The sequence below is a fragment of the Sphingopyxis sp. genome (assembly GCF_035686825.1).
Lineage (GTDB): Bacteria > Pseudomonadota > Alphaproteobacteria > Sphingomonadales > Sphingomonadaceae > Sphingopyxis.
Genome location: NZ_DASRYZ010000004.1, coordinates 44,151 through 65,841, shown reverse-complemented (window position 1 = coordinate 65,841; position 21,691 = coordinate 44,151). Strand labels below are relative to the sequence as shown.

26 protein-coding genes are annotated in these 21,691 nt (G+C 67.3%); 13 read left to right on the top strand and 13 right to left on the bottom strand.

Features of this window, described 5'->3' with window-relative positions:
• Nucleotides 1-103 precede the first annotated feature (103 nt).
• The 6 genes from VFG17_RS09135 to rplQ all read left to right on the top strand — a co-directional run bounded on the left by VFG17_RS09135 (nt 104) and on the right by rplQ (nt 5,063).
• Nucleotides 104-1,447 (top strand): TldD/PmbA family protein, encoded by a 1,344-nt coding sequence (locus tag VFG17_RS09135; RefSeq protein ID WP_325029160.1) that lies wholly within the window; start codon nt 104-106, stop codon nt 1,445-1,447.
• Nucleotides 1,448-1,459: 12 nt separating this feature from the next.
• On the top strand, nt 1,460-2,251 hold the full coding sequence (locus VFG17_RS09130) for an inositol monophosphatase family protein (RefSeq protein ID WP_325029159.1): 792 nt from the start codon (nt 1,460-1,462) through the stop codon (nt 2,249-2,251).
• A 201-nt stretch (nt 2,252-2,452) separates the two neighbouring features.
• Nucleotides 2,453-2,821 (top strand): 30S ribosomal protein S13, encoded by a 369-nt coding sequence (gene rpsM, locus VFG17_RS09125; protein WP_037553668.1) that lies wholly within the window; start codon nt 2,453-2,455, stop codon nt 2,819-2,821.
• 103 nt (nt 2,822-2,924) lie between these two features.
• Nucleotides 2,925-3,314: a 30S ribosomal protein S11 gene (gene rpsK / locus VFG17_RS09120; RefSeq protein WP_003040416.1), complete on the top strand. Its 390-nt coding sequence runs from the start codon at nt 2,925-2,927 to the stop codon at nt 3,312-3,314.
• A gap of 104 nt (nt 3,315-3,418) precedes the next feature.
• Nucleotides 3,419-4,477, top strand: a complete 1,059-nt coding sequence (locus VFG17_RS09115) for a DNA-directed RNA polymerase subunit alpha (protein ID WP_058803170.1) — start codon at nt 3,419-3,421, stop codon at nt 4,475-4,477.
• Between the two features lie 163 nt (nt 4,478-4,640).
• Nucleotides 4,641-5,063, top strand: coding sequence for a 50S ribosomal protein L17 (gene rplQ, locus VFG17_RS09110; RefSeq protein ID WP_325029158.1), 423 nt, complete (start codon nt 4,641-4,643; stop codon nt 5,061-5,063).
• Nucleotides 5,064-5,324: 261 nt separating this feature from the next.
• Here the strand turns inward: rplQ and VFG17_RS09105 are convergent, their stop codons facing one another.
• The 7 genes from VFG17_RS09105 to ald all read right to left on the bottom strand — a co-directional run bounded on the left by VFG17_RS09105 (nt 5,325) and on the right by ald (nt 10,166).
• On the bottom strand, nt 5,325-5,729 hold the full coding sequence (locus tag VFG17_RS09105) for a ribose-phosphate pyrophosphokinase (RefSeq protein WP_325029157.1): 405 nt from the start codon (nt 5,727-5,729) through the stop codon (nt 5,325-5,327).
• Entirely contained in the window at nt 5,705-6,529 is an 825-nt protein-coding gene (locus VFG17_RS09100) for a DUF1295 domain-containing protein (protein ID WP_325029156.1), read from the bottom strand. Before VFG17_RS09100 ends, VFG17_RS09105 begins: the two co-directional genes overlap by 25 nt.
• Nucleotides 6,526-7,158, bottom strand: a complete 633-nt coding sequence (locus VFG17_RS09095) for a lysophospholipid acyltransferase family protein (protein ID WP_325029155.1) — start codon at nt 7,156-7,158, stop codon at nt 6,526-6,528. The genes VFG17_RS09100 and VFG17_RS09095 overlap by 4 nt, the downstream gene beginning before the upstream one ends.
• Nucleotides 7,159-7,231: 73 nt before the next feature.
• A complete protein-coding gene (locus VFG17_RS09090) occupies nt 7,232-8,047 on the bottom strand; it encodes a ferredoxin--NADP reductase (protein ID WP_325029154.1) in 816 nt (271 codons plus the stop codon).
• Entirely contained in the window at nt 8,047-8,505 is a 459-nt protein-coding gene (locus tag VFG17_RS09085; RefSeq protein ID WP_325029153.1) for a hypothetical protein, read from the bottom strand. The genes VFG17_RS09090 and VFG17_RS09085 overlap by 1 nt, the downstream gene beginning before the upstream one ends.
• Nucleotides 8,506-8,780: 275 nt before the next feature.
• Nucleotides 8,781-9,023, bottom strand: a complete 243-nt coding sequence (locus VFG17_RS09080; RefSeq protein WP_325029152.1) for a hypothetical protein — start codon at nt 9,021-9,023, stop codon at nt 8,781-8,783.
• Nucleotides 9,024-9,050: 27 nt separating this feature from the next.
• A complete protein-coding gene (gene ald / locus VFG17_RS09075) occupies nt 9,051-10,166 on the bottom strand; it encodes an alanine dehydrogenase (protein ID WP_325029151.1) in 1,116 nt (371 codons plus the stop codon).
• Nucleotides 10,167-10,324: 158 nt separating this feature from the next.
• Between ald and VFG17_RS09070 the strand changes: the two genes are divergently transcribed.
• The 6 genes from VFG17_RS09070 (at nt 10,325) to VFG17_RS09045 (ending at nt 15,732) form a co-directional block, all read left to right on the top strand.
• Nucleotides 10,325-10,792 carry an Lrp/AsnC family transcriptional regulator gene (locus tag VFG17_RS09070; protein ID WP_325029150.1) on the top strand — a complete coding sequence of 156 codons (468 nt, stop codon included), beginning with the start codon at nt 10,325-10,327 and terminating at the stop codon, nt 10,790-10,792.
• A 103-nt stretch (nt 10,793-10,895) separates the two neighbouring features.
• Entirely contained in the window at nt 10,896-12,248 is a 1,353-nt protein-coding gene (locus VFG17_RS09065) for a methyl-accepting chemotaxis protein (protein ID WP_325029149.1), read from the top strand.
• Nucleotides 12,249-12,300: 52 nt separating this feature from the next.
• Nucleotides 12,301-12,993, top strand: coding sequence for an SDR family NAD(P)-dependent oxidoreductase (locus VFG17_RS09060; protein WP_325029148.1), 693 nt, complete (start codon nt 12,301-12,303; stop codon nt 12,991-12,993).
• Nucleotides 12,994-13,965, top strand: a complete 972-nt coding sequence (locus VFG17_RS09055) for a 50S ribosomal protein L11 methyltransferase (RefSeq protein ID WP_325029147.1) — start codon at nt 12,994-12,996, stop codon at nt 13,963-13,965.
• 62 nt (nt 13,966-14,027) lie between these two features.
• Nucleotides 14,028-14,912, top strand: coding sequence for a hypothetical protein (locus VFG17_RS09050; protein WP_325029146.1), 885 nt, complete (start codon nt 14,028-14,030; stop codon nt 14,910-14,912).
• Nucleotides 14,913-14,919: 7 nt separating this feature from the next.
• Nucleotides 14,920-15,732 carry a hypothetical protein gene (locus VFG17_RS09045; RefSeq protein ID WP_325029145.1) on the top strand — a complete coding sequence of 271 codons (813 nt, stop codon included), beginning with the start codon at nt 14,920-14,922 and terminating at the stop codon, nt 15,730-15,732.
• 3 nt (nt 15,733-15,735) lie between these two features.
• On the opposite strand, the gene phhA is transcribed toward VFG17_RS09045, so the two are convergent.
• Genes phhA through VFG17_RS09020 form a run of 5 tightly spaced genes read right to left on the bottom strand, consistent with a single transcriptional unit; the run spans nt 15,736 to nt 19,366 of the window.
• On the bottom strand, nt 15,736-16,608 hold the full coding sequence (gene phhA / locus VFG17_RS09040; protein ID WP_325029144.1) for a phenylalanine 4-monooxygenase: 873 nt from the start codon (nt 16,606-16,608) through the stop codon (nt 15,736-15,738).
• Nucleotides 16,609-16,647: 39 nt separating this feature from the next.
• On the bottom strand, nt 16,648-17,268 hold the full coding sequence (locus tag VFG17_RS09035; RefSeq protein WP_325029143.1) for a molybdenum ABC transporter ATP-binding protein: 621 nt from the start codon (nt 17,266-17,268) through the stop codon (nt 16,648-16,650).
• Nucleotides 17,258-17,953, bottom strand: coding sequence for a molybdate ABC transporter permease subunit (gene modB / locus VFG17_RS09030; RefSeq protein ID WP_325029142.1), 696 nt, complete (start codon nt 17,951-17,953; stop codon nt 17,258-17,260). Before modB ends, VFG17_RS09035 begins: the two co-directional genes overlap by 11 nt.
• Complete coding sequence (gene modA, locus VFG17_RS09025; RefSeq protein WP_325029141.1) at nt 17,953-18,720, bottom strand: molybdate ABC transporter substrate-binding protein; 768 nt, start codon at nt 18,718-18,720, stop codon at nt 17,953-17,955. The genes modB and modA overlap by 1 nt, the downstream gene beginning before the upstream one ends.
• Nucleotides 18,721-18,739: 19 nt before the next feature.
• Nucleotides 18,740-19,366 carry a Crp/Fnr family transcriptional regulator gene (locus VFG17_RS09020; RefSeq protein ID WP_325029140.1) on the bottom strand — a complete coding sequence of 209 codons (627 nt, stop codon included), beginning with the start codon at nt 19,364-19,366 and terminating at the stop codon, nt 18,740-18,742.
• A 101-nt stretch (nt 19,367-19,467) separates the two neighbouring features.
• On the opposite strand from VFG17_RS09020, the gene VFG17_RS09015 reads away from it, so the two are divergent.
• Nucleotides 19,468-20,340: a sterol desaturase family protein gene (locus VFG17_RS09015; protein ID WP_325029139.1), complete on the top strand. Its 873-nt coding sequence runs from the start codon at nt 19,468-19,470 to the stop codon at nt 20,338-20,340.
• Here VFG17_RS09015 and VFG17_RS09010 read toward each other — a convergent pair.
• The gene (locus tag VFG17_RS09010; protein WP_325029138.1) at nt 20,337-21,683 is read right to left on the bottom strand and encodes a PepSY domain-containing protein; all 1,347 of its coding nucleotides are present in this window, start codon (nt 21,681-21,683) and stop codon (nt 20,337-20,339) included. The genes VFG17_RS09015 and VFG17_RS09010 overlap by 4 nt on opposite strands.
• Nucleotides 21,684-21,691 lie beyond the last annotated feature (8 nt).

The following is a 21,691-nucleotide window of genomic DNA, read 5'->3' as shown; positions in this document are numbered from 1 at the left end:
ATCCATTCCAACAGCGACGTCATGGACCCCGGATCAAGCCCGGGGTGACGACGATTGAAGACTTTATTTTGACCCCCGCCCGCGCGCCGTATAGGGCGCGGCAATGCTGACCGTTTCCGAAGCCCTCGATCGCGCGCGCATGCTCTGCGACGCTGCGGCCAAAGCCGGCGCCGACGCCGCCGACGCCCTCTATTATTGCAATGCCGCGACCTCGGTCTCGATGCGGCTCGGCGCGCTCGAGGATGTCGAGCGGTCGGAGGGGCAGGATATTTCGCTGCGCGTCTTCGTCGGCCGGCGCAGCGCGAGCGTGTCGACCGCCGACATGGATGCGGGCGAACTCGCGAAACTGGTCACCCGCTGCGTTGCGATGGCGCGCGAGGCGCCCGAGGACCCCTATGCCGGCCTCGCGCCCGAAGAAATGCTGTTCAAGGACCCCGTTCCCGACCTCGACCTCGACGACGGCAGCGAAGCCGACCCGCAGGCGCTGCGCGAAGCGGCGCTGGCGGTCGAGGAGGCGGCGCGCGCCGTCGCCGGGGTCACCAACAGCGAAGGCGGCAGCGCGAGCCACAGCCGCACGCGCTTCGCGCTCGCGACCAGCCACGGCTTCGCCGGCGGCTATGGATCGAGCGGCCACAGCCTGTCGGCGAGCGTCATCGCCGGCGAAGGCGCGGCGATGCAGCGCGATTACGGCTGGCACAGCGCGCATTATCTCGCCGACCTCGAAAGCACCGCCGACATCGGTGCCCGCGCCGGCACGCGCGCCGTTGCGCGGCTGAATCCGGGCAAGGCGCCGACGGGCAAGCTTCCGGTGCTGCTCGACCCGCGGATCAGCAGCAGCATCGTCGGCCATCTGCTCGGCGCGATCGCCGGCCCCGCGATCGCGCGCGGCACGAGCTTCCTGCTCGGCAAGGAAGAGCGCATGCTGTTCGACAGCGGCATCGTCATCCGCGACGAACCGCACCGCCCGCGCGGCCTTCGCAGCCGCGCTTTCGACGGCGAGGGCTTGCCGACCGCGGCGCGCGACATCGTCGCGGAGGGCCGGATCACCGGCTGGCTGCTCGACACCGCCTCGGCGAAGCAGCTCGGCCTGACGCCGACCGGCCATGCTAGCCGCGGCGGCGGCGCGTCGGGGGTCGGCGCGAGCAACCTGCACCTCGCCGCGGGCGACGCGACGCCGGCGGCGCTGATGGAAGGTATAGCCGAGGGCGTCTATATCACCGAACTGATCGGCCAGGGCGTCAACCCCGTGACCGGCGACTACAGCCGCGGCGCTTCGGGTTTCCTGATCCGCGATGGCCAGGTCGCGGGGCCGATCGCCGAATTCACGATCGCGGGCAATCTGATCGACATGTTCGCCGCGCTGATCCCCGCGAACGACCTCGAATTCCGCCACGGCACCAACGCACCGACGCTGCGCATCGACGGCATGACCGTCGCCGGCAGCTAGGACCGTCCGCCGATGCCCGCGCGCAACCTCGAAGCGATGATCGCCGCGACCCGCGAGGTCGGCGACATGGCGATGGCGCGCTGGCGGGGCGAGGGCAAGGCGGTCGACGTGTGGCACAAGTCACACGACAATCCGGTGAGCGACGTCGACCTCGCGGTCGATGCGCGGCTGAAGGCCGTGCTCGGCGCGATGGTGCCCGAGGCGGGGTGGCTGTCCGAGGAAACCGCCGACAATGAAAATCGTCTGTCGTGCCGCGCGATGTGGTGCGTCGATCCGATCGACGGCACGCGCGATTTCATCCGCGGCCGTCCGGGCTGGTGCGTGTCGGTCGCGCTGGTCATCGACGGCGCCCCCGAGCTCGGCGTGCTCTATGCCCCCGCGCTCGACGAGCTGTGGGTCGCGCAAAAGGGCAAGGGCGCGACGCTCAACGGCGAGGCGCTGCGCGCCAGCCGCCGCATGATCTTCGACGGCGCGCGCGTTCCCGCCGACAGCCTGCCCAAGGTCGACCGCGACCTGATCATGGTGACCAAGCCGAACAGCATAGCGCTGCGCATGGCGCTCGTCGCCGACGACCGCGCCGACCTCGTCGCGACGCTGCGCTGGGGTTTCGAGTGGGACGTCGCCGCCGCGGCGCTGATCGCGGCCGAGGCGGGCGCGACCGTCACCGATGCGTTCGGCGAGCCTTTGCGCTTCAATACGCCGCGCGCGCAAGCGTTTGGCGTCATCGCCTGTGCGCCGGGAATCCACCGGGCCGTCGTCGGTCGCTTGCACGATCGCGCCGTCGCTCTTACATCTCATCCGTGATCACGCGTTCGAACAAGCCATTCACCGCAGTCTGCTTGACTTTCGGGGCGACTCACCCTAACTGCGCGGACATTCCGACAGCCTGACCGGACGGCGAAGCGTTTTCGTGCGCATCGTGGTCCGTTTTTTGCGTTGGAAATTCAGACGCTTTGAGATGGGGCCGATTGCCAGCGCGCCCTGTGGAGCAGGAGAAAGTACCCAATGGCACGTATCGCGGGCGTCAATCTGCCCACCAACAAGCGCGTGATCATCGCGCTCACCTACATCCACGGCATCGGTCGCAAGACCGCCGTCGACATCGCCGACAAGCTGGGCATCGACCACAGCCGCCGCGTTCAGGACCTGTCGGACGCCGAAGTCCTCCAGATCCGCGAAACGCTGGACGCCGACCACACGGTCGAGGGCGACCTGCGCCGCAACACGGCGATGAACATCAAGCGCCTGATGGACCTCGCCTGCTATCGCGGCCTGCGTCATCGCAAGGGCCTTCCCGTCCGCGGCCAGCGCACGCACACCAATGCGCGCACCCGCAAGGGCAAGGCGAAGCCGATCGCCGGCAAGAAGAAGTAAGGTCGAGCGCGCTCTGAAGGGCGCGCTTCCTTGTTTCTTTCCCTGCCGGAGAGCGGCGATCCGTCCGCCACCGGCCATTCAGGATACAGGTTAGGATTTCATCATGGCTCGTGAACCGCAGCGCCTTCGCCGGCGCGAACGCAAGAATATCTCGTCGGGTGTGGCCCACGTCAACGCGACCTTCAACAACACGATGATCACCATCACCGACGCGCAGGGCAATGCGATTGCCTGGTCGAGCGCCGGCATGATGGGCTTCAAGGGCAGCCGCAAGTCGACCCCTTACGCGGCGCAGGTCTGCGCCGAAGACGCGGGCAAAAAGGCCGCCGAACATGGCGTCCGCACGCTCGAAGTCGAAGTCAAGGGCCCCGGCGCCGGCCGTGAATCGGCGCTCCGCGCCCTGCAGGCGGTCGGTTTCCACATCACGTCGATCCGCGACGTGACGCCGATCCCGCACAATGGCGTCCGCCCGGCCAAGCGCCGCCGCGTCTGACGTCTTTTCGGGCGCGCCCCACCGCCGGGGCGCCGCCCGCACCAAATCCTCGCTGGACAGGCAAGCCGACCCCTGCCCGTCCCGCCCAAAGCAAAGGGAAGTCCATGACTGTCAATATCCGGAACTGGCAGGAATTGAAGAAGCCCAGCAACCTGGAAATCAAGGCTGGCAGCGACGGCAAGCGCAAGGCGACCTTCGTTGCCGAGCCGCTCGAGCGCGGCTTTGGCCTGACGCTCGGCAACGCATTGCGCCGCGTGCTGCTCTCGTCGCTCCAGGGTGCGGCGATCACGTCGATCAAGATCGAGAATGTTCTCCACGAATTCTCGAGCCTCGCCGGCGTGCGTGAAGACGTCACCGACATCGTGCTCAACGTGAAGCAGATCGCGCTGAAGATGGAAGGCGAGGGCCCGAAGCGGCTCCAGCTTTCGGCGACCGGTCCCGCGACCGTCAAGGCCGGCGACATCATGGTGTCGGGCGACATCAAGGTGATGAACCCGAACCATGTCATCTGCCACCTCGACGACGGCGCGACGCTGAACATGGAACTCGTCGCCGACACCGGCAAGGGTTACGTCCCCGCGACCGCCAATCGTCCGGTCGACGCGCCGATCGGCCTGATCCCGGTCGACTCGCTCTACTCGCCCGTGCGCCAGGTCGCCTACAAGGTCGACAATGCCCGCATCGGCCAGGAACTGGACTATGACAAGCTGAACCTCACCGTCGAAACCGACGGCACGGTCACCCCCGAGGACGCCGTCGCTTACGCCGCGCGCATCCTTCAGGACCAGCTCCAGGTCTTCGTCCACTTCGAAGAAGCGATGAACGACAGCGGCCTCATCGGCATGGCGGCTTCGCCGACCACCGCCGACGAGTCGGACGTCAACCAGCTCAACCGCTTCCTTTTGAAGAAGGTCGACGAGCTCGAACTGTCGGTCCGTTCGGCGAACTGCCTCAAGAACGACAATATCATCTATATCGGTGACCTCGTTCAGAAGACCGAAGCCGAAATGCTCCGCACGCCGAACTTCGGCCGCAAGTCCTTGAACGAAATCAAGGAAGTGCTGTCGTCGATGGGCCTGCGCCTCGGCATGGACATCCCCGGCTGGCCGCCCGAGAATATCGAGGAAATGGCCAAGAAGCTCGAACAGGAGCTGCTGGGTTAAAGCACGTCGCCCCCGCGAAGGCGGGGGCCGCTTGCAACCTTACGCGATGCCTCCAGCGGCCCCCGCCTTCGCGGGGGCGACGGGGCGGGGAATGGGTCGGCCCTTTAACCGACCTGGCTTGGGGTACCTCGCACGGCCCCTCTGACAAACGAAGGAAGAAATCATGCGTCATAAATCGGGTGGCCGGAAGCTGCAGCGCACCAGCGCGCACCGCACGGCCCTGTTCCGCAACATGTCGGCCTCGCTCATCAAGCATGAGCAGATCACGACGACCGTCGCCAAGGCGAAGGAACTGCGTCCCTATATCGAAAAGCTCGTCACGCTGGCGAAGCGCGGTGGCCTCGCCAACCGTCGCCTCGCGATGAGCCGCCTGATGGACGACACGCAGCTCACCAAGCTGTTCGACGTCCTCGCCGAGCGTTACAAGGACCGCAACGGCGGCTACACCCGCGTCATCAAGGCCGGCATCCGCGCCTCCGACGCGGCGCCGATCGCGGTCATCGAATTCGTCGACCGCGACGTCGACGCGAAGGGCCAGGATTCGGGTCCGGTCGAACAATATGACGAGGATATGGCCGAAGCCTGAGCTTCACCGCTTCGTTGAACGATCAAGGGCGGCGTCCGAAAGGACGGCCGCCCTTTTTCTCTGGCTGCGGCTTCGCGGTGGTGAGCGGACCTAAGCTCCTCCCTGTCGCGCAGCGATGGGGAGGTGGCAGCGCGAAGCACTGACGGAGGGGCTAATGGCGCACCGTCGCTGCCCCACCACCACGCCCTGCGGGCGCGGTCCCCCTCCCCATGCCCTTCGGCACAGGGAGGATTAAATGGCCGCTTCCCGGCCGAAAACCGCCTATCGCTCCGCCCAATAGTCGAACACCGCCCGCTGCTGCTCGCGGATGAAGCGCGCCGCGGCGGCGCCTTCCCACGGCCCGTCATAGCCGAGCAGCAGCGCCGTGCCGCCGACCCACCAGCCCTGTCCCGGCAAGCGGTCCGATTCGCGCACGACCAGCACCGCGAGGTCGGGTTCACCGTCCGCCGCGCTCAGCCGGTCGACCTCTTCGAGCGTTCGGCAGACCGCGCGCATCTTGGGCCGGGTGAAACGGAAGCCGAGGTCACCGAGCAGTTCGGAGTAGCTGACGCTGCGCCCCGCGCGCGCCGCCTCGATCAGGATCGCGCGGATGCGCGGCGCGTCGCCGAGCGCCGAGACGTCGGCGGGGCTTTCATCGCTGCCTAACCCTTGGTCTTTGGCGGCCATGGAACGAAACCCGAGGTGCGCTTTACATAGTCGGCGTAAGCGGGCCGCGTCTTGTGCAGCCCCTTTTCGAGCAAGGCCTTGCCCGACCATCTGGTGAGGGTGAAGGTCAGGAAGACCGGCCCGATGACGCTCGCGAGCGCGGCTCCCCAACCGAGGTCGAGCACGACGAGCCAGATGCCCCACCAGGTCAGCGCATCGCCGAAATAATTGGGATGACGCGTATAGCGCCACAGGCCGGTGTCGAGCACCCTGCCCTTGTTCGCCGGATTCTTGCGGAAGGCGTCGAGCTGGGCGTCGCCGATGCTTTCGAACGCGATGCCGGCGAGCGCCGCGGCGGCGCCAAGCCATCCGATAAGGCCGATGTCCTGCGCGGCGCCCGCGCCCGCCCAGATGCCGATCTGGGCGGGCAGGCAAGTGACGAACAGCAAGGGTGCCTGCGTCAGAAAGACGGCGAGCAGCGCGGTCTTCGCCCAGCTCCACTTCCGCTTCTCGATCCGGTTAGTGAGCATTTTCCGGTAACGCGGATCCTCGCCGTCGCGCGCCCAGCGGATCAGGAGGTGGATCGCCAGCCTGAGCCCCCACAGTGTCACGAGGCCGACGAGCAGCTTCGCATGCGTCGCATGCGGCGCCGCGATACCGGTCTGCCACGCCGTCCCCCACGCGAGCAGCACCATGCCGAAAGCCCAGAAGGCATCGATGAAGGAGACGTCGCGGATCAGCGTCGCGACGCCCCACAACAGCAGGATCACGCCAAGCAATCCCGCGAAATTGACGCCCAGCAGCAAAAGGACGTCACTCATGCGCGCGTGTCCGGTTTCTCATCGACGCCGACTATATCATCGATCGACCGGACCGCACGTTCGGGGAATCTGGGAACGCAGTTTTTATAGCTTTCCAGCACCTTCATCATATCGGCGCGAAAATCGCCGCTCGGCCAGATCAGCGGGCCGAGCCCCCCGGTTCGGGTGCCATAATCCATCAGCCCGACGACCATCGGCACCTTGGCCGCGAGCGCGATCTGATAGAAGCCGGTACGCCATTTCTTCGCCCGGCCGCGCGTGCCCTCGGGCGCGACGGTCAGCATGAACTCGCTCCGCCGCGCAAATTCCGCGACCATCTGTTCGACGACATTGCTGCCGCCGCGGCGGTCGACGGGGACGCCGCCCATCTGCCGGATGAAGCCGCCGAGCGGCCAGCGGAACAGCGACAGCTTCGCCATGAAATGCGGGCGAATGTCGAGGTCTGCGGTCAGGCCGAGGAAATTGACGAAATCCCAATTGCTGGTGTGGGGCGCCGCGATCAGGATGAAGCGCCGCGGCTCGGGCACCGCGCCCGCAGCTTTCCATCCACGCATCCGGTACAGCAAAAGCAGCAGACGGCGCACCGTGCGCGCCACCGGCCCCGGTGGATCGTCATCTATCGGTGTCACGCCTGCTCCCCTTCCTCGACACCGATTGCGCGAAAGCCACGCGCCGCGCAAGCGCGAGGAAGGTGGCGCCGGATCAGCCGACGAAGGCGCGCTCGATCACGAAATCGCCGGGTGCGGCGTTCGAGCCTTCCTGGAAACCCAGTTCCTCGAAGCGCGCCTGAAGGTCGCGGATCATCGCCATGCTGCCGCACATCATGACGCGGTCGGTCGCGGGGTCGAAGGCGGTCGGGCCGGTCAGCGGGTGACCGAAGAGCGACCCGTCCTCGATCAGCGCGTCGATGCGGCCCGTGGTGCGGAAGGGCTGGCGCGTCACCGTCGGCAGGTAATGGAACTGGAGCAGCGCCTGATCCTGCACCAGCGGATCGCCCGCGAGCTGGCTTTCGAGCTCCTCGCGGAAAGCGAGGTCGCTGACCTGGCGCACGCAATGGACGATGACGATCTGGTTGAAGCGGTCGTAGATGTCGGGGTCGCGAGCGAGGCTGAGGAAGGGTGCGAGCCCGGTGCCGGTCGAGAGCATGAACAGCCGCCGCCCGGGGGTCAGCGCGTCGGCGACGAGCGTTCCGGTCGGCTTGCGGCCGAGGTAGACGGGGTCGCCCGGCTGGATCTTTTGCAGCCGCGAGGTCAGCGGACCGTCGGGCACCTTGATCGAGAGGAATTCGAGTTCGTCGGCATAGGCGGGGCTGGCGATCGAATAGGCGCGCAGCAACGGGCGCCCTTCGCCCGGCAGGCCGATCATCACGAACTCGCCCGAGCGAAAGCGGAAGCTCGGCGGACGGGTGATGGTGAAGCTGAACAGATGCTCGTTCCAGTGGCGCACCGAGCGCACTTCCTCGACGGTCAGCGAGGCGGAGGGGGCCAGCTTGGCGGCTTCGGCAATACGGTCACTCATCACTTTGGACTTTCCTGATGTGTCATGGTGCCGGCCGCGAGGGCCGGCATATCGAAACCCGCCGCGAGCAACCGGCCGATCGCTGCGCCCATCGCCTTTGCGATCGGGCCGACGCTGTCTCCCTCGGCCAGCAAGGCCAGCGTCGCACGGGCATTTGCGATGCTCTCAAGCGAAATATCGCGCCAGAGTCCAAGCAGAATTGCTTCATCCTCTGAAATCTGGAGGCACGGCAACGGCGCGAGGACGAGCGTTTCGACCGCGTCGCCGCCGAGCAACGCCATCGCGACATGGAAATCGGGCAGCGCGTCCGCCGCATTCACGGCCGCAAATCCGCGGTGCAGCATCTGCGGCGGGCATCGCCCGCGCTCGGCCGCGGAGACCCACCCCCGCATCGCCCAGAGCAGGAAACGCCCACTGTTGCAGAGGCTTTCCACCGGCCGGTCGACGAAGGCGTACATCGATTCCCTTTCCAACGCGCAGGGTGCGGCGTCGGCGGGCTTATATGTTATTGCGAGTCATTTGCAATTTATAATTTGTGGTTAGTGTGTCTTGTGCGGTTCCAGGGATCCGTCGGGCTGGTTTCGGGCGATACCCGCCGTCGCCCCCGCGAAGGCGGGGGCCGGTAGCGGCCTAATTCAGTGGCGTTGCGCAAACCGAGGATGGCCCCCGCCTTCGCGGGGGCGACAGTTATAGCTCCACGACCGCCCTCTCGACCGGCCCCTTCAGATCGGCCCTATTTGATCTTGTCGCGGTTCACATAGAGCAGCGCGGCGATCACCGCCGCCGAGCCGATGCCGAGACCCGCCGCGGCGGCGGTCTTCCAGCCGCGCTTGCCCTTGGCCGCTTCCTGGTCGGCCGCCTCGGCGGCGTCGGCCGCTTCCTTTTGCTGCTGCCGCTCGCGCGCGGCGCGCAGCACTTCATTTTCTTCCTGCTCGTCGTCGTGCAGTGGCGGGGGAGGCGGCACTTGGTCGGTCATCGTCTTGCTATGTCCTTCACGGTCCTGTCAGGCGAGCGCCTGTTCGACAGGCACATAATCGGTTCCGATCGCTTCGGCTACGGCCTCGAACGTCACCTTACCGTTCCAAACGTTCAAACCCTGCGCAAGATGCACGTCGCGTTTCAAAGCGTCCTTCCAGCCGAGATCGGCGATGCGCAGCGCGTGCGGCAGCGTGACGTTGTTGAGCGCATAGGTGCTGGTGCGCGCGACCGCGCCGGGCATGTTCGCGACCGCATAATGGACGATGCCGTCGACCACATAGGTCGGCTCGGCATGCGTCGTCGCATGGCTCGTCTCGAAGCAGCCGCCCTGGTCGATCGCGACGTCGACGAGCACCGAACCGGGGCGCATCGTGCCGAGCATCTCGCGCGTGACGAGCTTGGGCGCCTCGGCACCCGGGATCAGCACCGCGCCGATCACAAGGTCGGCCTCGGCGACGCATTCGGCGAGGTTGGCGCGGTTCGAGAAGCGCGTCTTGGCGCGCGCTTCGAAGAAGGTGCCGACGCGCTCAAGCACTTCGGGATCGCGGTCGAGGATCGTGACGTCGGCGCCGAGCCCCGCCGCCATCTGCGCCGCGTTGAAGCCGACGACGCCGCCGCCGATCACGCAGATCTTGCCCGGCGCGACGCCCGGCACGCCGCCGAGGAGCACGCCGCGGCCGCCATGCGCCTTTTCGAGCGCGGTCGCGCCCGCCTGGATCGACATGCGGCCCGCGACCTGGCTCATCGGCTTCAGGAGCGGCAGGCCGCCGTGCGGGCTGGTGACGGTTTCATAGGCGATACAGACCGCGCCAGACTTCATCAGGTCGCGGGTCTGGTCGGGATCGGGCGCGAGGTGGAGATAGGTGTAGAGGATCTGGCCTTCACGCAGCATCGCGCGTTCGACCAGCTGGGGTTCCTTGACCTTCACGACCATTTCGCAGGTCGCGAAGATTTCTTCGGCGGTCTGGACGATCTCCGCCCCCGCCTGTTCGTAGAAGCGGTCGTGCGCGCCGATGCCTTCGCCCGCGCCGGTCTGGACGAGGACGCGGTGGCCATGGACGACGAGTTCGCGCGCGCTTTCGGGGGTCAGCCCGACGCGATATTCGTGATTCTTGATTTCCTTGGGGGTGCCGATGATCATGGTCGCTCTCCGAATAAAGATGTCATCGGCGATCGTTCTGCGCCGCCGAAAACTTGTCGGCGCTTTTAACAGAAAAGGGCCGCGAGGTGCTTGCATATGCTGGCCGGATTCGCGAGGAGTGCGCACAGATTATGCGTGAAATGGCCTGAGGACGCACAATGATCGACCGGATCGACGCAAAGCTGCTCGACTTGCTGCAACGCACCGGCCCGCGTCCGGCGGCCGAGCTCGGTGACATCGTCGGACTTTCGGCCTCGGCGTGCCACCGCCGCATTCGCGCGCTCGAGGCGGCGGGTATCATCACCGGCTATACCGCAAGGCTCGACCCCGAGAGCATCGGGCTGGGCCTCGACGTCTTCGTCGATATCAGCCTGACGTCGCAGAGCGAGGAGGCGCTGACCGCGTTCGAGAGCGCTGTCAAAAGCTTCGACGAGATATTGGAGTGCCAGCTGCTTTCGGGCGCGTCGGATTACCGGCTGCGCGTCGCGGCGCGGAGCGTGACCGATTTCGACCGGCTGCACCGCCATTGCCTGTCGCGCCTGCCCGGCGTCGCGGCGATGCACAGCGCCTTTGCGCTGCGCACGATCAAGGCGTTCGAGGGCTATCCGATCCCCGCAGCCGGTTAACACCGCCTTTACCACTTCTATCGCATATCCTGTTCACCAGTTTCGCGGGATGCGTTGCGAGCGGCAGACTCGCGCGTTCGGGATCGATCAGGAAGCCAAGATCATGGTGAAGGAAAATCCGATTCATAAGCAGCAGATCGATCCGATTTTGATGTCGGAACGTTTTCCCTTTTACGATCTCGACGGTCAGCTCGCCGCGTGCGGGGCAGAAATCCACACGATCATCGCCGGCCGCGAGGACGCGGTCGCGCGCGCCTATTGGGACGCGTTCAACAAGCTGCCGAGCGTCGATCGCACGGTCGAGGGCGAACTTTACGAGAGCTATATCCGCGGCAGCGCGCGCCACACGACGGTCAAATATGCCGACGCCGCGGGCCAGGAGGTCGCGACGATCGCGTGCCAGAACACGCATATGGCGCGTCGCGTCAAGCTGCCGCTCGCCTCGGTCATGTCGTGCATCGCCGAGAGCCATCGCCTGACGATCGAATATGTCGTCGAGGCGTGCGTCGGCGATTCCGAGCGGCTGGCGCGGTTGACGAGCGCGATCAACCGGCTCGCGCTGCTCGAATTCGACATCATGCAGCGTTACGCGGCGAAGCTTGACCGCGCGGTGTTTTCTAGCGAGCGGCAGACGCTCGCGGGCGATTTCGACCGTTCGATCGCCTCGCTGGTGCAGGATACCGACGGGGTGCGCGAACAGCTCGCGCGGCAGGCGGCCTCGGCCGACCAGGCGGCGAAGGGCATGATCGCGAAGACGAGCGAAGTCGCCGCCGCGTCCGAACAGTCGGCGATGGCGATGCGCGAGGCCGCGTCGACCGCCGCCGGGCTGATCCGCGCGATCGAGGATGCACGCAGCGAAGTCGAAGCGTCGGCGAGCGTCGCGACGCGCGCGTCCGAACAGGCGGGCGAAGCCGTCGCCATGTCCGAAACGCTGTCGCACCACGCCGAATCGATCGAGTCCATTTTGGGCCTGATCCGCGAAATCGCGGGGCAGACCAATCTTCTCGCGCTCAACGCCACGATCGAGGCGGCGCGCGCGGGCGAATCGGGCCGCGGCTTTGCCGTCGTGGCGCAGGAGGTGAAGAGCCTCGCCAACGAAACCGCCCGCGCGACCGACGACATCGCGGGCAAGATCACCGCGATCCAGCAGGCGACGCGCGGATCGGTGAGCGCGAACCAGTCGATCCAGCAGACGATCGTCGAGGTGCAGACCTCGGCGCAGCGCATCCGCGACGCGATGGACGCGCAGGCGCAGACGGTGACCTCGATCACCGCCGCGGTCGACGAAACCGCGCTCGCCGCCGATTCGATGTCGTCGACGATCGCGAGCATCCGCAACGATTCGGGCATGGTCGCGAACGAGATCAGCGTGCTGAGCGAGGAATTCGCCAGGATGGGCGGGCGGCTGCAGCAGCTCGAACAGGCCGCGAGCGAATTCAGCCGCCGGGTGGCGTAAACACGCGCTCCTCTTTTCTTGGCAAGCCCTGCCCCGCTGCCTAAGGCGGGGCATGAGCACGCATATCCTGATCACCGGCGCGAGCCGCGGCATCGGTGCCGCGATCGCCGACGCCCTCACCACGGACGCGACTAAGGTCGTCGCGCTGTCGAGCGCCGACGGCGACCTGTCCGACCCCGCAGTGCCCGACCGGCTGTGGCAGGCGAGCCTCGACAAACTCGACGGCCGCATCGATGTGCTCGTCAACAATGCCGGCGTGTTCGAGGGCAATCCGCTGGGCGGCGCCAACGCCGACTGGCTCGCGAACTGGAACCGCACGATGCAGGTCAATCTGACCGCAGCTGCGCAATTGTGCCGCCATGCGGTGCTGCACTGGCACGAACGCGGCGCTCCCGGCCGCATCGTCAATATCGCGAGCCGCGCCGCCTATCGCGGCGACAGCCCCGCGCATTGGCATTATGCGGCGTCGAAATCGGGCATGGTCGCGATGACCAAGACGATCGCGCGCGCCTATGCGAAGGACGGCATCCTCGCCTTTGCGATCTGCCCCGGCTTCACGATGACGGGCATGGCGGAGGATTATCTCGCGAGCCGCGGCGGCGACAAGTTGCTCGCCGACATTCCGCTGGGGCGTGTCGCGATGCCCGACGAGGTCGCCGAGATGGCGCGCTGGTGCGCGATCGATGCGCCCGCCTCGATGACCGGCGCGGTGCTCGACGTGAACGGCGCGAGCTATGTGCGCTAGATGAGCTGGATCGTCTCCCTCCCCTGCACGCGCGCCGAAGCCGAGGCGCTGTCGGGCGAGATTCCCGAACTCGACGCGATGCCGGAGGCGCCCGTCGTCGTGACGCGCGAAATCGACGAGGATGCGGGGCTGTGGCAGCTCGACGCCTATATGGACAGCAAACCCGGCGGGGCGCTGTTGAAACTGCTGCAGTCGTTCGTGCCAAGCGCGAAGGGTCAGCGGCCGGTCGTCGCGGAACTGCCCGAAGAGGATTGGGTCACGCTGTCGCAGCAGGGGCTCGAGCCGGTGCGGGCGGGACGCTTTTTCGTCCACACGAGCAGCTACGCCGACCGCGTTCCGCCGGGAACGACATCCTTCCTGATCGACGCGAGCCAGGCGTTCGGCACCGGCGGACACGATACGACGGCGGGCTGTCTTGCCATGCTCGACCGGCTGGCGCGGCAAGGCGCGAGCCCGCGCAACATCGCCGACATCGGCACCGGGACCGGGCTGCTCGCGTTCGCGGCGATGGCCTTGTGGCCGCGCGCGAAGGTCATCGCGTCGGACATCGACCCCGCGAGCATCTTCGTGACCCGCGACAATGCTGGGATCAACGGCGTGCCATTGGGCCGCGGTGGCGGCCGGCTGGCGCTCGCGGTGGCGCCGGGGACCGATCATCCCGCGATCCGCCACCGCGCGCCCTATGATCTCGTCATCGCCAATATCCTCGCCGGGCCGCTGATCACCCTCGCCCCCGATATCGCCGCCGCGACCGCGCCCGGCGGCCATGCGATCCTCGCGGGACTGATCGCGCGCCAGATGGATCCAGTGCTCGCCGCCTGGCGCGCGCAGGGCTTTCGCCTCGCCGCGCGCGGCGGCAGCGCCGAATGGCCGTGCCTGCTGCTCGTCAAGCGTCGCCGTTACGGCTGGCGGCGCAGGGAACGCGCGCTGCACCGCGCCAGCCCGTCAGACGCCAGTTTCGGGAGCTGGTAGCCAAATAGTTGAGTTTTACCGATGATTTGCTAGCTTTTGGCACGTAGTCGGGAGAATCGGTCATGAGCCTGTTTGCCGCCCTCGCCCTGTTCGCCGCCGCACCCGCCGCCGGCGAGGACCCCAATTCGATCATCGTGACCGGCACCCCCGACGCCGAACGCGAAAAGCGAAAACGCGCCGCCGAATTCGTGCGCCGCGCCGGGGTGGCCGAATTGCGGCCGATCGCGCGCTGGATCGACCCCGTCTGTCCCCGTGCGATGGAAGTCGACGATGCGGTGGCGGAGATCGTCGAGGAGCGGGTCCGCGAGGTCGCTGCGGCAGCGGGCGCGCGCGTCGCGGCGCCTGGCTGTTCGACCAATATCGCGATTGTGTTTACCGCCGACGGCAGCGGCCTGGCCGACACGATGCTCAAGAAATCGCCGCAGCGTTTTGCCGAACTGTCGCCCGCAGCGCGCGAGCGGACGGTGGACGGCGACGATGCGATCCGCTGGTGGTACAGCACCCGGCTGCAAAGCCGCGACGCCGTGTCGGCGACCACCGCGCCGATGCCGTGGATCGGCGGCTATAGCGAGGGTGGGGGCTCGCCGGTGCGCAGCACCGGGGCGCCGATGCTGTCGCATAACGGATCGACCCTGATCGGAACGCAGGCCGTGCGCGCGCTGAGGGCCGCGACCGTCATTATCGACGTGGAAAAGGCGAACGGCTATCCGCTCGACGCGGTCGCCGCCTTTGCGGCGATGGTGGCTATGGCCGAAATGGACAGCGACCCGCCGCCGCCCGAAAACTCCATTCTTGCGCTGTTCGACGGCGAGGAGGATCGACGCATGCTGTCCGAGGAAGACGCGGCGCTGCTGCAAGCCATTTATCGCCTGCCGCCCGATCGCGAAGCGCATCAGCATCGCCGCCAGCTGGTTACGGCGATCGCGAAACCCCTGGACGAGGATTGATCCGGTCATGAGCCTGTTTGCCGCCATCGCCCTGCTCGCCGCCGCACCCGCCGCCGGCGACGACCCCAATTCGATCATCGTGACCGGCACCCCCGAAGCCAAGCGCGAAGAAAAAAAGCGCGCCGCCGAATTCGTCCGCCGCACAGGCGTCGCCACGCTGAACCCCGTCGCGCGCTGGATCGCACCCGTCTGTCCCCGCACGATCGGCGTCGATGCCAAGATTGCCGGGATCGTCGACGAGCGGATTCGCGACGTCGCGGAAGCGGCGGGAGCGCCGATTGCGCCGCAGCCATGCACGCCGAATATCGCGGTGATCTTCACCGACGATGGCAATGGCCTGACCCGCGCGATCTTCGACAAATCGCCGCGACAGGTCGCCGCCCTGTCGCCGACCGAGCGCGAACGGCTGGTGCAGGGCGACGGGCCGATCCGCTGGTGGTACGGCACGCGCGAAGAAAGTCGCGACGGCATGCCGACCAACAGCGGCGTGCTCAAGCAATATAATAGCAGCATCGTCAGCACGCAGGTGGTGCGCGCGCTGCGCTCGGCGACGGTGATCGTCGATGCCGAGCAGGCGGACGGCACGTTGCTCGATTCGGTCGCGTCCTATACGGCGATGGTCGCGCTCGCCGAACTCAACGGCGATCCGCCGCCGCCCAAGGACTCGATCATGGGGCTGTTCGGCGACGAGCCGGAACATCGCGATCTGTCGGGCAAGGATATGGCGCTGCTACGCGGCATATACAGCCTGCCGCCCGACCGAGAAGCCTACCAACACCGAAACCGGTTGGTGGGGGCCGTTCGCCGGGGCGAGGATTGACGGTCAGCCGCTCTTGGCCAAGGCATAGTCCTGCGTGCCGCGGGTGATCACCGCGTCGCCGGGCAGGATATCGGCGATCGGGATCGGCGGCAGCGCGGCGTTCGCCGCATAGAGCGGCGCAAAGTCCGTATTGACCGTCGTGCTCAGCAGCTGATCGAGGCTGTCGATAACGAAATAATTCTGCTGGAAATCGTCGATCCGGTAATCGGTGCGCATCACCCGCGCGAGGTCGAAGCCGATGCGGTTCGGGCTGTCCGAATCGAGTGCGAAGACGCTTTCGGCAAAGGATGAGACGATACCCGCGCCATAGATGCGCAGGGCTCCCGCCTCGCGGATCAGTCCGAATTCGACCGTATACCAGTAAAGCCGCGCGAGCTGTTTCAGCGCGTCGAACTTCAGGCTGCGCAGGCCGCCTTCGCCATAGGCGACCATATAATCGGCGAAGACCGGGTCGGCGAGCATCGGGACATGGCCGAAGACGTCGTGAAAGACGTCGGGTTCCTCAAGGTAATCGAGCTGCTCGGGCGTGCGGATGAAATTGCCCGCGGGGAAGCGCCGGTTCGCGAGATGGTCGAAAAATACCTCGTCGGGGACGAGCCCGGGCACCGCGACGACCTGCCACCCCGTTGCCGCCGTCAGCCGCGCGTTGAGCTCGCGATAATCGGGAATGCCGGGCTTTTCGAGACGCAGCACGTCGATGCCGCGCAGAAAGGCCTCGGACGCGCGGCCGGGCAGCATCTCCGACTGGCGCGCGAAGAGGCGATCCCACATCGCATGTTCGTCGGCGGTGAAGGCGTCCCAATCTTGCGAAATCGTCCAGTCGGCCGCGGCACCCGGCGGCGGCGTGTCATGGACGTGGGTAAACTGGCTTTCCATATGACAGCTTCTATCATCAAAATGGTTTCAAGTGAAACTTTATTCTCCGATCTCGACGATCTGCGTCGCGAGGCGATCGACCTCGGCGCGGTCGTGGCTAACGTAGAGGATCGGCAGTTCAAGTTCGTCGCGAATCCGCTCGATCACCGCCATGATATCGCCGCGCCGCGCCGCGTCGAGCGAGGACAAGGGTTCGTCCATCAGCAGGATTTCGGGACCCGCGAGCAGCGCGCGGCCGATCGCAACGCGTTGCGCCTCGCCGCCCGACAGGCTTTCCGGCCAACGCCCCAGCAGATGCCCGATGCCGAGAAAGCGTGCGGCTTCGTCGAGGCTCATCCAGCGGTTCGCGGGCGGCGAGAGGTCGAGACCATAGACGAGGTTCGCGCGGACGCGGCGATGCGGGAAGAGCCGGCCGTCCTGAAAGACATAGCCGACGCGGCGCGCCTCGGGCGGCAGGTCGGTCGCACCGTCGAACAGGGTGCGGTCGCCGATGCGGATATGCCCGCGATCGGGCTTCAGCAGCCCCGCGACCATGTTGAGGACGCTCGTCTTGCCGGCGCCCGACGGGCCGAACAGCGCGGTCAGCCCCGGTCCGGCGGTGAAACGCGCGGCGATGACCCGGTCGCCGAGGCGGCGCGATACGTCGATATCAATCGCCACGGCGCTGCCTTTCGCCATGGGTGCGGCGGACGAGCCATTCGGAGAGGATCAGCGCGCCGAGCGAGAGCACAACCGAGAGCAGCGCGAGCCGCGTCACCATCGCCTCGCCGCCCGGCACCTGCAGCGCCGAATAGATGGCGAGCGGCAAGGTGCGCGTCTCGCCCGGGATGTTCGAGACGAAGGTGATCGTCGCGCCGAATTCACCGATCGAGCGCGCGAAGCCGAGCACGAGCGCGGCGAGGATGCCGGGGAGCGCGAGCGGCAGGCTGATCGTGCGGAAGGCGTGCCAGCGCCCCGCGCCCAATGTGCGCGCCGCGCCCTCGAGCCGCCGGTCGATGCCCTCGATCGACAGCCGCATCGCGCGCACCATCAGCGGCAGCGCCATGATCGCCGCGGCGAGCGCGGCGCCGGTCCAGCGGAACATCAGGGTCATACCGAACCAGCTTTCGAGCCAGCGGCCGGCGGGGCCGAGCGGGCCGAAGGCGATGAGCAGCAGCCAGCCGGTGACGACGGGTGGCAGGACGAGCGGCAAATGGACGAGCCCGTCGAGGATCACCCGCCCCGGGAAACGATAGCGCGCGAGCAGCCACGCGAGACCGAAGGCGACAGGAAGCGTCGCGAGCACCGCGACGCCGCCGACCTTCAGCGACAGCGCGACGATCCCCCACTCTTCGGGCGACAGCATCAAGAGGCCGAGAAGCCGTGGCGGGCGAAGATGGCGCGGCCCTGTTTCGAGAAGAGGAAGGCGCGGAAGGCGGCCGCATCCTTGTGCCGCGATGCCTTGAGCAGCGCGACCGGGTAGCGGATCGGCGGATGGCTCGACGCGGGAAAAACACCGACGACGCGTACCGCTTTCGACGCGCGTGCGTCAGTCGCGTAAACGATGCCGAGCGGCGCGGCGCCGCGCTCGACGAGCGCCATCGCGGCGCGGACATTCTCGGCGGGCGCGAGCCTGTCCGCGACGCCGGACCAGACGCCGAGACGCGTGAGCGCGGCCTTCGCATATTTTCCCGCGGGGACGGCGTCGGGATCGGCGAGCGCGAGGCGGCCGGCGCCGAGCGCTCTTGCGAGCGGGAAGCCGCGCGCGATCGTCAGTCTCGCGCGGCTTCCCGCGGGCGCGATCAGCACGAGGCGGTTGCCGAGCAATGTCGCGCGCGTGCCCGCGCGCAGCATGTCCGCTTTCGCCACCGCATCCATCCACGGTTCGTCCGCCGACAGGAAGAGGTCAGCGGGGGCGCCCGCGATCACCTGCCGCGCGAGCGCCGAGGAGGCGGCGAAGGACAGCACCGGTTTGGCGTGCCCCTTCGCCGCCCAGGCGTTCGCCGCTTCGCTGAGCGATTCCTGCAGGCTCGCCGCCGCGAGCACCACCGGCCCGCGCTCCTGCGCGATGGCAGGCGGAGCGAACAGGAGGAGCGTCAGGAGGAAGCCGATACGGCGGAGGATCGCGATCATGCGACCCGCTATAACCCGGTCAGCCGCGCGGCGAAAGCGACCCGCAAAGACGAATGTGGCGATAGCCGCGCTCGACCAAGCCCCGCCGCGCCAGCTCACCGAGCGCGGCGCCCAAGGTGACGCGCGATACCCCCATCAGGTCGGCGAGCTGTTGCTGCGTCGCGCGGACGATATCGCCGGTCGCGCTGTCCTGTGCCATCACGCCGAGCAGCTGCGCCAGCCGGTCGACCGTGCTCAGCCGCCGTTCGGCATCGATCAGGTCGAGTGCGCCCGCCAGCTGGCGCGAGAGGCTGCGCAGCAACAGCTCGGCCCAGCCGACATCGGCGGCCATCATCCGGCGGAGCAGCGGCCGGTCGATCGCGATGAGCCGCGCATCGCCGCTGGCGATGGCGTCGACCTGCCGCGGCACCCCGGTGAAAAAGGCGAGTTCGCCGAACAGGTCGCCCGCTGCGAGCACCGCGAACAGCGTGAAGCCGCCGTCTTCGGCATAGCGTCCGACCGCGACATGCCCGTCGACGACGGCCCAGAAAGCATCGCCGGGGTCGCCCCGATGCTGGACGAACTGGCCGTCGGCGAAGGACTGCGGCCGTTTCTGCGCCGCGAGCTCATCGAGCTCGCGCGCCGACAGCCGCGACCGCTCGGCCATGGCGAATTGATAACTTCTTTGCATTTCGATTCGCGACGCTGTGGCATCACGCCGGCAAAGGCAAGCGGCGAACGACCGCTCAATTGGCTGGGAGACGGCATATGTATCTGACCACCGCGCAATCGAGCCTGCTCGTCGCGAGCATCTACCTCGGCTTCTGCCTGCTCGAACTCGCCCGTACCCGGCTGTTCGCGAAGGGCGAGCAGACGCGCAACGACGGCATCATCGAAATCGTCAGCACCTTCACCCTGCTGATCGCGACGCAGCCGCTGATCCTGTTCGCGGTCGGCACGCTCGGCCACCGCTTCTTCCCCGATTATGAAGGCGCGCTCGCGGGCATCCCCTTCATCGCCGCGCTCGCGCTGTTCCTCGTCTTTGAGGATATGATGCAATATTGGTGGCACCGCGCGTCGCACAGCTTCGCCTGGCTCTACAATCTCCACCGCGCGCATCACAACGCGCGCTATATGAGCGTGCGCCTCGTCTACCGGAACAACATCATCTATTATGCGATGATGCCGAGCATCTGGTTCGCGGGCGTGCTCGTCTATCTCGGGCTCGGCTGGTTCTATGCGGGTTATCTGGTGGTGAAGATGCTGGTGATCATCGGCGCGCACAGCGATGTCGCGTGGGATGCCCCGCTCTACCGGATCAAGGCGCTGTCGCCGATCATGTGGGTGGTCGAACGCACGATCAGCACGCCGGCGACGCACCACGCGCATCACGGCCGCCACGCCGACGATCCGGCGGTGAATTACAAGGGCAATTTCGGAAACCTGCTCTTCTTCTGGGACGTCTTGTTCGGCACCGCGAAGATCACGCGGCATTATCCGCAAAGCTATGGCGTCGAAAACCTGCCGCCCGCGACGCTGGGGCAGCAATTGCTGTGGCCGATCTTTCCCGAGAACAGGGATATGGACGCCCACATCGCCGGCGCCGCGCCGGCGGCGCCCAAGGCGGTCCCACTGACCTAGCCCGCCCCGCGCGCCGCGCCGAGCCAGCGCGCGGCGCGCGGCAGGCGCGGCAGCAGCAGCCGCTCGGCGATCCAGAGCAGGATCAGCGAGGCGGCGAGCAGCGGCAGGAGCGCGGCGAGGATCAATATGATCGCGGCGACGCCGCGGAGCCGCGCCGGATCGCGCACCGCCGGCGGCGCGCCGAGCGCGCCCTCGGGCTTGCGGCGGCGCCACATCAGGAAGCCCGAGACCGCGAGCGTGAACAGCGCGAGCGCGGTCAGAACGCCGATCAGCTGGTTGATGCGGCCGAACAGCTGGCCTTCGTGCCAGGCGATGCCGATGTTCACGGCGCGGTCGATGACATGCTTGTCGGCGAAGCCGCTGCGCGCGACCTCGGCGCCGGTCATGGGATCATAGCTGATCTTGCGCACCTGCGGCCGGTTCTGCGTCTGCGTCGTCAGCGTCCATGTGGCGCCGTTCGGCGGACCGAAGAAATTGGGCGCGCCCGGCGGCTGGACGATCGCGGGGGCGGGCATATGCTCGGCGCGCGCGCGTTCGACAATCCGCGCGAGCGGCACTGTGGGCACCGCGTGCGCCGCATGATCGGCCATCGCCATCGCTTGATGGTCGTGCGCGGCGTGCGGGTCTGCGCCGCCCTTCCAGTCCTGCACCCCCGACACCCAGCCCATTTCGGCGCGAACGGCGCGAAAGCCGCTCGCCCAGACGTCGGTCCATGGCAGCGCGGTGAAAAGCAGGACGAGCGCAAGGCCCGACACCCAGAAGCCGGTGACGGCGTGGAGATCGCGAAGCGCGGTGCGTGCACCCAGCGACAGACGCGGCCAGACCACCCCCGCGAACCCGCGCCCGCGCGGCCACCAGAGATAGAGGCCGGTCAGGATCATCACGATCGCCCAGCTCGCCGCGAGTTCGACCAGCAGGTTGCCCGCGCGGCCGATCAGCAGGCTGCCGTGGATCGCCGACAGCCACGCCGAAATGCGCTGCTCGGGATCGGCCGAGCCGATCACGCGTCCCTGCGGCGAAACCGCAACGTCGCGCATCGTGCCGTTCGACAGGCCGAGGTGGACGACCGCGGCGTCGCCGGGGACTTCGGCTATGCGATAATAATGAAAGCTCGCGCCCGGAAAATCGGCGAGCGCGGCGGCGACCTGCGCGTCGGCGTCGACCGCGGCCGCGGTCGGCAGCCCGCGCCATGCGCGCTCCTCCCACCGGTCGAGATCGGGCTTGAACAGATAGGCGGCGCCCGTCGCCGATAGAATGAGGATGAAGGGGATGACGAACAGCCCGGCATAAAAATGCCAGCGCCAGATCGTGCGATAGAGCGGAACCCGGTTTCTGTCGGTCATCCCCTGCC